11 protein-coding genes are annotated in these 13,582 nt (G+C 32.2%); all 11 read left to right on the top strand.

Annotated features, from left to right (window positions below; all coding sequences use genetic code 11):
* Positions 1-582 precede the first annotated feature (582 nt).
* The 11 genes from ACFPOH_RS12175 to ACFPOH_RS12125 all read left to right on the top strand — a co-directional run bounded on the left by ACFPOH_RS12175 (position 583) and on the right by ACFPOH_RS12125 (position 13,410).
* Positions 583-1,146 carry a hypothetical protein gene (locus tag ACFPOH_RS12175; RefSeq protein ID WP_390309879.1) on the top strand — a complete coding sequence of 188 codons (564 nt, stop codon included), beginning with the start codon at positions 583-585 and terminating at the stop codon, positions 1,144-1,146.
* Positions 1,147-2,239: 1,093 nt separating this feature from the next.
* Positions 2,240-4,102 carry a polysaccharide biosynthesis protein gene (locus tag ACFPOH_RS12170; protein WP_390309878.1) on the top strand — a complete coding sequence of 621 codons (1,863 nt, stop codon included), beginning with the start codon at positions 2,240-2,242 and terminating at the stop codon, positions 4,100-4,102.
* Positions 4,103-4,126: 24 nt separating this feature from the next.
* Positions 4,127-5,251, top strand: a complete 1,125-nt coding sequence (locus tag ACFPOH_RS12165) for a DegT/DnrJ/EryC1/StrS family aminotransferase (RefSeq protein WP_390309876.1) — start codon at positions 4,127-4,129, stop codon at positions 5,249-5,251.
* Positions 5,248-5,913: a sugar transferase gene (locus ACFPOH_RS12160; RefSeq protein ID WP_390309874.1), complete on the top strand. Its 666-nt coding sequence runs from the start codon at positions 5,248-5,250 to the stop codon at positions 5,911-5,913. The genes ACFPOH_RS12165 and ACFPOH_RS12160 overlap by 4 nt, the downstream gene beginning before the upstream one ends.
* On the top strand, positions 5,897-6,457 hold the full coding sequence (locus tag ACFPOH_RS12155; RefSeq protein WP_390309872.1) for a GNAT family N-acetyltransferase: 561 nt from the start codon (positions 5,897-5,899) through the stop codon (positions 6,455-6,457). The genes ACFPOH_RS12160 and ACFPOH_RS12155 overlap by 17 nt, the downstream gene beginning before the upstream one ends.
* A 1-nt stretch (position 6,458) precedes the next feature.
* On the top strand, positions 6,459-7,535 hold the full coding sequence (locus ACFPOH_RS12150) for a DegT/DnrJ/EryC1/StrS family aminotransferase (protein ID WP_390309869.1): 1,077 nt from the start codon (positions 6,459-6,461) through the stop codon (positions 7,533-7,535).
* 34 nt (positions 7,536-7,569) lie between these two features.
* A complete protein-coding gene (locus tag ACFPOH_RS12145) occupies positions 7,570-8,670 on the top strand; it encodes a lipid II:glycine glycyltransferase FemX (protein ID WP_390309868.1) in 1,101 nt (366 codons plus the stop codon).
* Positions 8,671-8,785: 115 nt separating this feature from the next.
* Positions 8,786-9,910: a glycosyltransferase family 4 protein gene (locus ACFPOH_RS12140; protein ID WP_390309866.1), complete on the top strand. Its 1,125-nt coding sequence runs from the start codon at positions 8,786-8,788 to the stop codon at positions 9,908-9,910.
* A gap of 38 nt (positions 9,911-9,948) precedes the next feature.
* The gene (locus tag ACFPOH_RS12135) at positions 9,949-11,217 is read left to right on the top strand and encodes an O-antigen ligase family protein (RefSeq protein WP_390309864.1); all 1,269 of its coding nucleotides are present in this window, start codon (positions 9,949-9,951) and stop codon (positions 11,215-11,217) included.
* 169 nt (positions 11,218-11,386) lie between these two features.
* Positions 11,387-12,229, top strand: a complete 843-nt coding sequence (locus ACFPOH_RS12130) for a glycosyltransferase family 2 protein (protein WP_390309862.1) — start codon at positions 11,387-11,389, stop codon at positions 12,227-12,229.
* Between the two features lie 62 nt (positions 12,230-12,291).
* The gene (locus tag ACFPOH_RS12125; protein WP_390309861.1) at positions 12,292-13,410 is read left to right on the top strand and encodes a glycosyltransferase; all 1,119 of its coding nucleotides are present in this window, start codon (positions 12,292-12,294) and stop codon (positions 13,408-13,410) included.
* The last annotated feature ends 172 nt before the right edge of the window (positions 13,411-13,582 follow it).

Below are 13,582 nucleotides of genomic sequence, written 5' to 3'. Positions count from 1 at the left end.
AGTGACTTCCTCCTTATGGATTTTTGTGGTTTGGTCACTTCAAAATTCTACAAATAAGGGGTGAAGTCCTTTTTTATGCTTTAGAAAACCTTATGACTCTTGGGTTGAAAAATGTGCAAAATGCTCATTATAAAAATCCCCAACTAATTATTTTCTTAAAACCCCCATTTCTATTTTCGGGAGGTTGCTTTTTAATTTGCTTGCTTAGTTCTTTCTTTCTATTCCAAAAATTTATGGGAATAGCAAATCACACTTAATGCCACTGAATACATAAACGGTGAGTATGTATTATCTATTGCTAAAGATAAAGTATTAGCAGCTGATAATACAAAAAATGAATATCTACCTGCATATAACTCTGGTGTAATCAAAGTAGACGATCAAGATAGACCAACTATTGCTAGTGTGCAAAAAGTTCATGCTTCACAATACAAAGTAAAATTCTCTGAACCTGTTAAAAGCCTTACTGGTGCTAACTTCAGTGCTAAATATGTTGCAGATGGAACAACTTTAAGTGTAGGTACTACAGGTACAGAAGATATTGTTCTTGATACAACTGATTGACAACTTAAAGGTGAACTATTGGTTAACCTAAATACAGCAGTTAAGTCTAATAAAGAAATCGAATTAAAATTAGTAGGAGCTGTAGACTGGAATAACAATCTTTTATCACCAAACCCAGCATCTATTGCACTTACTAAAGGTGAAAGTGATGGCAAAGCTCCAGAAGTAACTGATATTACAGTAATTAACCCACAAAAATTAGAAATCAAATTTAGTGAAGAAGTTGTAAAATTCGGCACTGCTGCAGTTACTGTTTCTGGAAAAACGGTTACTAAAGTGGAACAAGATAAAAATGATAAAACTAAGTTTATCATTGAGCTTATTTCACCATTATCAGTTGGTTATGGAAATGTATCAATTGATGCAGACGCAATTATTGACCTTTCTGGTGAAGGTATTAAAGCATTTAGTAAAGCAATTCAAGTAAAAGAAGATACTGAAGCTCCAGAATTAACATCTGCTGTAATTCAAAAAGATGGTAGAGATGGTTACGAATATTTAGTAGTTAAGTTTAACAAAGATGTATACAAAAATAGTAATTTTTCATCTGGACGTATTTATCAAAATAGTAATAATCAGTAATTTTTATAAGCCTATTTACTCCTATACATTAGGAAAAACGTAGGTGGTTCATTAAAATTATTTTTGAATTTCCACCCGGAAATGCCCCTGAATCATAGTATTTTATGAAAATATTGGTAGATTTCTGATAAAACGTGTTGTATAATGTCAAGTAAAGAGAAACATTGGATGTGAATGAAACATTCACAAAGGGAAATGGTTCTCTTTTTTTTTTGTTGAATCTTGAACGATTAGTGCGAAATTCCTGGACTTTCTTACTGAAAATAACTAAGAAAATGGTGCGATTGATACAAGAGAAATATATAATATAATATTGTATAGAAAGTTTCGTTTTAACGATATGGAAATTTTAATCAAAACTCATAAATTGTTCCAATATTTCGAGTAGACAGAAAATTCTTCATTTCACATTTCCATTGTTCTTACGGTAGTAATATTCGCAGCTCCGCGGATTGTTATATAGAGGCTCGTTATGTGATGGGATTTGTCGAAACGGATGGGTTTTGACCAATCCGTAAGCATCCTTGGTTTAGTGGACAGGCCTTATTTAAGATCACTACCGCCGCTGTGGGTTCAGCCACCGATTTTATAGAAAACTAAAAAGGTTTGCCTTTGCTCAATAAAAACACTCGAAACCCGTTTAACATAAATAACGAAAAAGAAGTTTCAAAGGTTTCAAAATGGTCAATAAAAATACAAAACGCTGCTCATCATTGTGGATCAACATGATGAGCATTGATTTCATATAAACAAAGCCGGGTTCAGAAGTCTGTTCAATGGATGACACCAGCTTTTCGACATAACACCAATCCGCAACCTGAACATCCACCATCGTCAAATATGAATTACGGTTACACAAAGAAATAAATGAAATAATTAACAAGGGAAACCGGTTGAAATAAATGATAGAATGAATTAATCACTTGAATTCACATTCTATGAACGAACATTGGGTGCATGTTCAAGCGGTTTACTAGTAGCATAAGATATCCTATTAAAACACTTGAAATGCTCGGTTATACATATCAAAGACATCTAAGAATATCGCATAATCTACACCTTTGAAATTTATTAGAAAGAAGGTTGACTTTTTATGAGCTATCAAAAGCGTTATCTCCTATTTTTTACCATCGATTCATGCATTGTCCTATCAGCAATCTTTATCAGCTATTGGCTGCTGCATCCGACACTGAATGTCTATGACAACAAATTAATATTACTCAGTGCCATAACGCTTTTGATCAGTCATCACATTGCGGCTTACTTTTTCCATTTATACGACCGGATGTGGAGTGTGGCTTCGGTCCGGGAACTCCTTATCATTTGTGTTGCGGTGACCATTTCTGTAATGACCGCCAGCTTCATGCAATACATCATCAATCATGATGTTTATTTCCGTGTGATGATGGTCACATGGATGCTGCATATCATTTTGATTGGCGGATCCCGTTTTATTGTCCGAATGCTCAATGACCGGGAATCCTTCCGAAGAGTGGACAACTTGAAACGGGTTTTGATTGTGGGGGCAGGACAAGGCGGCGCGATGCTCATCCGCAACTTGAAACGGGCACCGAATCCGGAATATCGGCCAGTTGCGATTGTGGATGACGATCCGAAAAAACAACATTTAAAAATCCTGGACGTCACAGTGAAGGGCACAACCCGCGATATACCCGAAATTGTTAAAAAATACAATATCGAGGAAATTTTTATCGCCATTCCATCATTAGGACGTTTTGGCATCAAAAGTATATACGACCGTTGTGCTAAAACAAATGCGAAAGTGAAAATCATGCCGAATATTGAAGATGTCATGACGGGGAAAGTGTCCGTCAGTGATATGAAAGAAGTGAACATCGAGGATTTGCTTGGCCGGGATGAAGTCAAACTCGACATGAATGCCATTTCGAAAAAATTGACGAATAAAACCATCCTGATTACAGGCGCTGGGGGCTCCATCGGTTCTGAAATTTGCCGGCAAGTGATGAATTTCAATCCGAAAAAATTGATATTGTTAGGCCATGGGGAGAACTCCATCTACACCATCTTGATGGAGTTAAAAGAAAAACATGGAAACAGTCAAACCGAATTAATCCCGGTGATTGCGGATATCCGGGATCGCAGACGGATGTTTGAAATCGTCAAACAATATAAACCGGATGTGATATACCATGCGGCGGCCCATAAACATGTGCCGTTGATGGAATACAATCCGACCGAAGCGGTTGAAAACAATATTTTTGGTACGAAAAATGTGGCGGATGCCGCCCATGAGTATGGCGTGAAAAACTTTGTCATGATTTCGACGGATAAAGCCGTCAACCCGACAAACGTGATGGGAGCATCGAAACGCATCGCTGAAATGGTGGTCCAGGACTTGGCAAAACGGAGCAACACCAATTTTGCAGCGGTACGTTTCGGGAATGTACTAGGTTCCAGAGGCAGTGTGGTGCCTCGATTCAAGGCGCAAATTGCCAAAGGTGGACCGGTCACGGTGACACATCCGGACATGACAAGATACTTCATGACCATTCCGGAAGCATCGCGGCTTGTACTCCAGGCCGGCGCGCTGGCAAAAGGCGGAGAAGTGTTCGTATTGGATATGGGTGAACCGGTCAAAATTGTGGACTTGGCGCGAAATCTCATCCACTTGTCCGGATTCACGGAAGATGAAATCAAAATTGAATTTACCGGCATCCGTCCGGGTGAAAAAATGTATGAAGAGTTGCTCAATCCGGAAGAAATCCAGGAAGCATCCATCTTTCCGAAAATCCATGTCGGCAAAGCCCACTGCATGGAACATCATCAGTTGATGATGCTATTGGGGCAATTAAAAACATTGAAAAATCCTGACGAGATCAAACGAATTACGATTGATGTGGCAAATAAAAAATGGGATCTTGTTCAGGAACAAGATGAAATCCACTATACACCGACTCAATTATCCATTATTTAATTGTAGGAAAGGAAGCTATGTATCATGACAGAAAGAATTTATCTCTCTTCACCCCATATGAGCGATGAAGGGTACGAAATGCAGTATGTAAAAGAAGCTTTTGAGACCAATTGGATTGCTCCATTAGGAGAGAATGTCAATCAATTTGAAAAGGAACTTGCGGAAAAAGTGGGCTCAAAAGCTGCGCTAGCGCTTTCATCCGGAACCGCCGCGATGCATCTTGCATTAAAGGCGGCTGGAGTGGGTGAAGGAGATATTGTATTCTGTCAATCCCTTACCTTTGCAGCGACATCCAATCCGATCATCTACCAGCATGCGATTCCGGTTTTCATTGACAGTGACCCGGAAACTTGGAATATGTCGCCGGAAGCTTTGGAAAAGGCCTTTGAAAAATATCCAAATGTGAAGGCCGTCATTGTAGTCCACCTATATGGCTTATCGGCAGATATGGATAAAATTTTAGAGATTTGCCGTAGACATAATGTACCAATTATTGAAGATGCTGCCGAGTCTTTGGGCGCATATTACAAAGGGAAACATACAGGTACTTTTGGCGATTACGGAATCTTCTCATTCAATGGCAATAAAATCATTACCACATCCGGTGGCGGAATGCTTGTTTCCAATCATGTGGATAAAATTGAGAAAGCGCGATTCTGGTCCACCCAATCCCGCGATCAGGCAAGACACTATCAACATAGCGAATTGGGATACAACTACCGCATGAGCAACGTGCTTGCCGGAATTGGCCGCGGCCAGTTGAAAGTGTTGGATGACCGGGTGGCGAAGAAAAAATATATCTTTGAATTTTATAAGAGGGAACTGGGCGGACTGGACGGCATCGAGTTCATGCCCATCCACGAATGGAACGAACCCAACTATTGGCTCAGCGCCATCCAATTGACGGGCGATATCCGGCCAATCGACCTCATTGAAGCGTTGGAAAAAGAAAATATTGAATCAAGACCTGTATGGAAACCAATGCATTTGCAACCGTACTATGAAAAATATGATTATATCCATCTTGGAACGGATGTCGCAGCGAAATTATTTGAAAACGGTGTTTGCCTGCCGTCTGATACGAAGATGACGGATGAGGATTTGAAAAGAGTGTGTGGAACGATTAAGGAGTTGTGGAAAAAAAGATGAATTCGAAAGGTGGAATTTATAAAAGATTTATAAAGCGACCGATGGATTTTATATTATCTTTGATTGCCATTATCGTATTGAGTCCAGTTTTCTTAATCGTCGCACTCCTTGTCAGAATCAAATTGGGAAGCCCGGTGATCTTTAAACAACAACGGCCCGGACTGAATGAAAAAATCTTTACAATGTACAAATTCCGCACGATGACGGATGAGCGGGATGAAAATGGAGAACTGCTTCCTGACAGTGTGAGATTGACGAAGTTTGGTCGTTTATTACGTTCCACATCATTAGATGAACTTCCAGAATTATTTAATATTCTTAAAGGGGATATGTCATTAATTGGCCCAAGACCATTAGCAGTTCAATATCTGCCTTATTATACAGAAGAGGAAAGAAGAAGACATTCTGTAAGACCAGGATTATCAGGATTAGCGCAAGTAAATGGGCGAAATAATACAACTTGGGAAAAAAGATTTTTTTATGATTTGAAATATGTTGATAACATAACTTTCTTAGGTGATATGAAAATTGTTTTAAGTACAATCGTTAAAATATTTAAACGAGAAAACATAGGAGAACGTGGTGTTGACTCCCCACCAGATTTTCATATTTATAGAAAAAATATAATGGAGAGTGAAAAAGTAAATGAATATAAAAGGTAAAATTGTAACTTTACGAGCAATGGAAGAAGAAGATCAAGAATTATTAAGAGAAATGATAAATGATCCTGAAATTGAAAAAATGGTAGGGGGATACTCATTCCCTGTTTCAAAAATACAACAAAGAAAATGGTTCGAATCAAATATAAATTCGCAAAACAATCTTCGGTTAATAATCGAAACAGAAGAAGACGGCGCAATAGGTTTTGCAAATATTGTAAATATTGACTGGAAGAATAGATCTGCTTTCCATGGAATTAAAATTGCAAGAAAGCAGTTCAGATCAAAAGGGATAGGAACAGATACAGTAATGGCTGTTATGAAATATGCTTTTGAAGAATTACAGCTAAATCGTTTAGATGGAACTATTATCGATTATAATGAAGCTTCAAAAGCTTTATATTTAAAAAAATGTGGATGGAAAATTGAAGGGGTCCGTAGAAAAGCTGTTTTTAAACAAAATGCATATCATGATGAATTAATTGTTGGTATTTTGAGAGAAGAATATGAAGATTTAATAAAAGAAACTAGATACTGGGATAATTGATATGATTAAGGAAATTGGAAGCGAATTTTGGCTCGAAAATTTAAATTATAATTTAAGAATAAACAATACTCCGAGTTGGTTAGAAAACTATGGAGATATTATTTTTACATCATCAGGTAGAGGGGCAATCAGTTTATTACTAAAACAGATATCCCCTCATTACAAAACGGCTTTATTACCAGCTTATATTTGTGATTCAGTAATATCACCTTTCATTGAACATGGATATACGTGCTTTTTTTATGATGTTGAAAAAGATTTATCACCAATCATAAATGAAGAAATATACAAAAACATCGGTATATTTTTTCATATGGGTTACTTCGGTTTTTCTACCAATTCTAGTCTACTGGATATTATTCAGCATTTTAAAAAAACATCCACTGTAATTATAGAAGATGTAACACATACATTATTCTCTGATTTTGAAAGATTTAAAGAAAATGATTTTTATATAGGTAGTATACGAAAATGGTTTGGAATTCCTAGTGGTGGATTCTTAGCATCATCAACAAAAAAAATAAAAAAGACGGAATTGATTGATGAATTAAATGATAATGAATTTACATTATTAAGAAAAGAAGCTTTAATTTGCAAAAGAAATTATATTGAAAGTAACAATTCGGGATTGAAAAATATTTTTTTAAAGCTTTTTTCAGATGCTGAGGAAATTTTAGATAAAGATTTTACACCTTACGCAATAGATGACTTATCAATGAAAATAATAAAGTCATTAAACAGCGAATCATTAGTGATGAGACGACGGGAAAATTTTCTGACGTTGGTAGAAGGATTAAAGAAAATTGATTATTTACAACCTCTATTCAGTTATTTAGGAAAAAATGAATGCCCATTGTTTTTCCCGATTTTGATAGAACATAATAGGGATGAGATACGTAGGAAATTAATAAATGAACAGATTTATTGCCCTATTCATTGGCCAATTCCAATTGAAGTTAGAAAAGGGAATAACCCAAATGCAATAAAAATTTATAATTCTATTCTATCTATCCCTTGCGATCAAAGATATGATATGAATGATATGAAAAGAATAATAAATGTATTATCGAATATTTGAAATGAAATTCTCTTGAATATGGAAGTGGAGATGTATGAAAGAAATTCACGAAAGCAATAGAATTACTGACTTTGAACTGACAGTAATTACTATGAATGAATTGGATAAGTGGGAACAGATAGTTAAAAGTTTTGATACCTATGATGTTTATTATCTTCCTGAATATGTAAAAGCATTTGAAATGCATGGTGATGGAGAACCGAATCTAGTTTATTATCAAGATGGGCAAATTAGAGCTTTAAATGTTGTAATGAAAAGAGACATAGCTGAATCTCCATTATTTAACACAAAAATACCTCCCCAAACATATTTTGACTTTGCAACTCCATATGGATATGGAGGATTTCTGATAGAAGGTAATATAAACCAGTTAAGTATTGAAAAATTAAATAATGAATATACAAATTACTGTAAAAATCAAGGGATTGTTTCTGAATTCGTTCGTTTCCATCCTGTACTGAATAATTGCGATTCTTTAAAAGAGATATATGATATAACTCGATTAGGTAAAACAATTACTATGTATTTAGATTCTAGAGAGACAATCTGGAATTTAATATCGAGTAAAAATAGAAATGTAATTAGAAAAGCTAAAAAGTCAGGTGTAGAAATTTATTGGGGAAGAGATCAAAAATTATTTAAGGAATTTATTAAATTATATAACGCCACAATGGATAAGGATAATGCAGACCAATACTATTATTTTGGTGAAGAGTTTTATAGCAGTATATTGAACGATTTAAAATATAATAGTTTAATATTCTACGCAGTTTATCAAGAGAAAATTATAGCAATGTCGATTATTTTATTTGCTAATCAACAGATGCATTATCATTTATCCGGATCAGACCGAAATTTTCAACATTTAGCACCTACAAACTTGCTGTTATATGAGGCAGCATGTTGGGGTTGTGAGAATGGATATAGAACATTCCATTTAGGTGGGGGACTTGGTAGTCAGGAAGATAGTTTGTATAAATTTAAAAAAGCCTTTAACAAAAATTCCAATACTTTTTTTTCGATTGGAAAGAAAATATTCAATGAGGAAAAATATAATCAACTATTAAATATAAGAAAAAATTTGGAGAGTTTAAATGAGGCTTCGAACTTTTTTCCATTATATCGTAAAAATTAAGTGACATGAAAATATAACAATAAATAATTAAGTTGTAAATGAATTTCTTAAAAAATAATAAATTTTTGATGAATAGTAATATTACAATATTACTATTTAAAACGGAGAATGGAATATGAAGATTTTATATGTTACAACAATTTCTAATACAGTAAATGGTTTTTTAATTCCTCATATTAAAATGTTAATTGAAGAAGGTCATGAAGTCCATTGTGCCTTTAATATTGTTCAAGAGGTGAATGAAGAGTTAAATAAAATGGGATGCAAAATATATGATATAGAATTCCAGCGTTCTCCTTTAAGTAAAGAAAATATAAAAGCCTATAAAAAATTAAAAAAACTAATTCATCAAGAAAAATATGATATTGTCCATACCCATACTCCTGTTGCTTCGGCATGTGTAAGACTTGCTTGTAAAAAGTTAAGTGAAGTTAAAGTTATTTATACAGTACATGGTTTTCACTTTTTTAAAGGCGCTCCAATTAAAAATTGGTTAATCTTTTATCCTATTGAAAAATGGTTATCTAAATATACGGATTGTATTATTACAATTAATAATGAAGATTATAATATTGCTAAAGAAAAATTTAATTCAAAATATGTAAAGATGATAAATGGAGTAGGCATCAATACTTCAAAGTTTACGCCTCAAACATTGAGTAAAAAGATAGAATTAAGGAAAGAATATGGTTACTCTGAAAAGAATTTTATATTGATTTTTGTTGGGGAACTTAATCGTAATAAGCATCAGGATTTGTTAATAAAAACTGTTTATAAATTGAAAGATAAAATTCCAAATATGAAATTATTACTTGTCGGAAATGGGAATATGTTTGAAAAGTATAATAAATTAGTATGTAAATTGGGATTGGAAGAATATGTAGAATTTTTAGGTTATCGTAGTGATGTTCCCAACCTTATGATAATATCTGATATTGCAGTTTCTTCTTCAAGAAGAGAAGGTTTACCTGTAAATGTTATGGAAGCAATGGCAACAGGATTACCTTTAATTGTAACCAATTGTAGAGGTAATCGAGATTTGGTGAAAAACGGTAAGAATGGTTATTTAATCGAGATTGACGATGTGGATAGTTTTGTGAATAAAATTGAGGAACTTTATGTTTCAAAAAATACTAGAGAAAACTTTGGAAAAGAGAGTAGAAAAAATATAGAAAAATATGAATTGAAGAATGTCCTTGGAGAGATGAAAAATATATATTCTAAGTGTCTATATAATTAAACACTTGTAAAACTACAAATATTTAAGGAGAAATTTATGTGATTGTTAAAGAGGCTAACATAATAACAGATATTAATAAAAATAAAGATCAGATATCGATACTAACTATCACATTATTCTTATTGGCTATTTTTTTAAATCAAACATTTATTTTTTATGGTATAAATACTTCGTTAGCGGATATTTTTTGTATTTTGACGTTATCCTTAATAGTAAATAAATTAGTGATTCCAATTAAACATTTAGCTTTTTTTATTGTATTATCAATTAGTGTTTTTATAAGTTCAACTTTTTTTGTTCCAATAACACTTGGTTATCATCCTGAAATAAAATCGGTTTTTAGTAATTATATAAAATTAGCTATGGTCTTTTTGTACTTTATAATTGGTTATAATATAGCCAAATTAAAAGCAATAGATAAAGTGATAAAGTGGTATTCTATCGTTGCATTTTTTTGTGCAATTATTGGAATTGTGTGGAGTTTTTTGAAAATAAATTTTCTTTCAGAGATTTTATTTTTTGGTGGAACAAGATTCAGGGGATTTTTGAATGACCCTAATTATTTTTCAATTATACAGATTACAGCATTAGCTTACTTAAGTAGAACTGTAAAGACAAAATGTAAATTTATTATTTGGATAGTATTTATTCTATCTGTAGTAACAACCGGTTCTAAAACTGGTATGGTTACTTTAGTAATTTATGCAAGTATAAGATTTATTGAATATTTAATATCAATAAAAAATAATTTGCAAAAAAATTTATTGAAAGTTCCAATATTAATACTTTTATTATTAATTATTATTCCAATTTTGACATTTAGTTACCAAACAATTTTTCAAAAATTATCTGTTACATTTCCTGTTTTTTTAAGAATTGAGAGTGTTTTTTTTGATTTTTCTTCATCTATAACAGAAAATGGCTCTGGAAGATTAGTCACATGGGAAAATGCTATAAAATTAATTTTGCTATCTCCTATTTTGGGAATAGGTGTTGGAACTTATTCAGGATTAGCCAATACTTTGTTTGGTTCCGTGTCGATTGCTCATAATACTTATCTACAATTAGCTGTTGAATGGGGGTTACCACTAGCATTAGTATTTTTTATTTATGTTATTTCAATTTTATGGATAAGTTACAGAAAACAAAAGATAAAAAATACAGTAAATACAATAAGTATTTTGAGAGATATAATAATTATTTTGCTAATTGGTTCCATGGCAATTTCTTTAAATAATGCACGAATGTTTTGGTTGTATTTTGGTTCACTTGTTTATTCTGTTTTTTTTCATAAAAGAGAGAAATAAATTACTTCAAATTATTATATATAGTTGATTTTAACCGTTAAATTATTTTAATTTCAACTAAAGTAGTATAAGCTGAATAATTATTAAGTTATGTGTAAGGAGTTGTATATAACTTCTAATAAAGTTTATGCAGAAAATTAATTTCCGAATGAAAGGAAAGTTATGATTAATGAAGGTTACTGTTGCAATACCATTTTATAATAATGAGGATACTCTAGAGTTTGCAATAAAATCTGTTATAAATCAGACATATACAGATTGGTTATTGTTATTGATTAATGATGGTTCTACTGATTCTTCTATGGAAATAGCAAAAAAATATCTATCTGAAAAAGTAAAACTGATTGATGATGGATTAAATAAAGGATTAATTTACAGATTAAATCAAGCCATTGATATGACAGAAACTCCTTATTTTGCGAGAATGGATTCTGATGATATTATGTTGCCTGAACGATTAGAAAAGCAAGTTAATTATTTGGAAAATCATCAGGATATTGATTTAGTGGGATCTAGTGCATTTATCATTGATGAATGCAACAATATAGTGAGCGTTAGACGAACTTCAAATAAAAAAAGTTATAATATATCAGATTTAATTAAGCATGGATTGTTTATTCATCCTACAGTAGTTGGCAAAACAGAGTGGTTTTTAAAGAATAAATATAATTCGTATTTTAATAGGGCAGAAGATTTGGAACTATGGTGCAGGACTTTTCAAACAATGAGCTATTATAAAATTGAAGAACCTTTATTATTTTATCGTGATCCACTTCAAATAGATTTAAAAAAGTATGAAGCAACGTCCAAAACAAATAGAGAAATAATAAAGAAATATGTAACTGGTTCAGAAAGATTTAAACTATTGACTCGTGAAATTTTTAAAATTCAATCCTACAAATTATTATTCAAATTAAATGGATTAAAAATTATATATAAAAGAAGGAATCCTAGTATCGATCAACTTGATTTAGAATATGCAAAAGAAAAACTATTACAAGCAGTAAAATAGACTATTAATATAAAAAATTTATTACTGTCAAACATTCAACGCCTTCGAGAGAGGAGTTATTTATGATTAAAGTACTTGTTTTTGGTATGTTTACGGGAATTGGAGGAGTTGAAACATACTTAATGAATTTGTATAGAAATATTGACAGGACAAAAATACAATTTGATTTCGTAGTTCCTGGGGAAAATTGCTATTATGAGGAAGAAATAAAAAAGCTGGGAGGAGAGATTTTTTATATAACTCCCAAAAGAGTAAATTTATTAGGTAATATTATTGACTTAATTAGGGTATTAAAAAATTGCAAAAAAACACATAAAATCGTTTATTTCAATCTAAGTGTATTATACTATAATCTGCCTTTTATTTTTGCTAAATTGTTAAAATATACATCAATAATTGCACATGCCCATAGTTCAGGTGGAAAGGTTAAAAAAAGAAATATCAGATATTTTTTGCATTGTTTGAACCGTATTTATGTTGGTAAGGCTGCATCTCATCTTCTAACTTGTTCAACCAGTGCAGCTGAATGGATTTTTGGTAAAGATGCTTTAAAAAATAGAAAAGTCATGTTAGTTCCAAATGCAATACCAACCGAATTATATAGGTATAATGTAAAAACTAGAGATATTATTAGAAAAGAACTGAATATTAATGAAGATACAATTGTAGTTGGACATGTGGGGAGATTCTCATATATTAAAAATCAATTATTTTTAATCGAAATATTTGGGAAAATACAAGAAAAAAGAAAAAATTCTGTTTTGATGCTTGTTGGGGATGGTGATTTGAAATCAGAGATAAAAGATAAAATTTCAAGATTAAATTTAAATGATAGAGTAATTTTAACTGGTGCTCGTTCAGATGTACCCAAACTGCTTCAAGCAATGGATGTTTTTGTTTTGCCCTCATTACATGAAGGATTACCTTTTGTACTTATTGAAGCTCAAGCAGCTGGATTAGATTGCTTTGTATCGAAAGATGTGATACCAACCGAATCGGATATAACCGGATTAGTTAATTTTATTAGTTTGGATTATGGAGCTACTTACTGGGCTGAACAAATCATGAGTAAAATTAGTAAAAGTGAAAGAATAGATGTAACTGATCGAATAAAAGAATCTGGCTATGATATTAAAGAAATGGCTAAGAAAATTGAGGATCTTCTAATTAGTGTAATTTAGATTAATAATTATTATTTGATATGTTAAATTAACTTTAATAATGCGGTAGATGTAGTATAGATTTATGGACACAACTTGGTTAAGTCATTAATATTAAACTAACGAAAGGTTGTGTCCGAATCATGAGTCAAAAACGGTATAATCAAGAATTTAAACAAACAGTAGTTGAGCT

The organism is Ureibacillus suwonensis (assembly GCF_042655065.1).
In the GTDB taxonomy this organism is placed as follows: domain Bacteria; phylum Bacillota; class Bacilli; order Bacillales_A; family Planococcaceae; genus Ureibacillus; species Ureibacillus suwonensis.
This window is presented reverse-complemented; position numbering and strand designations above follow the sequence as displayed.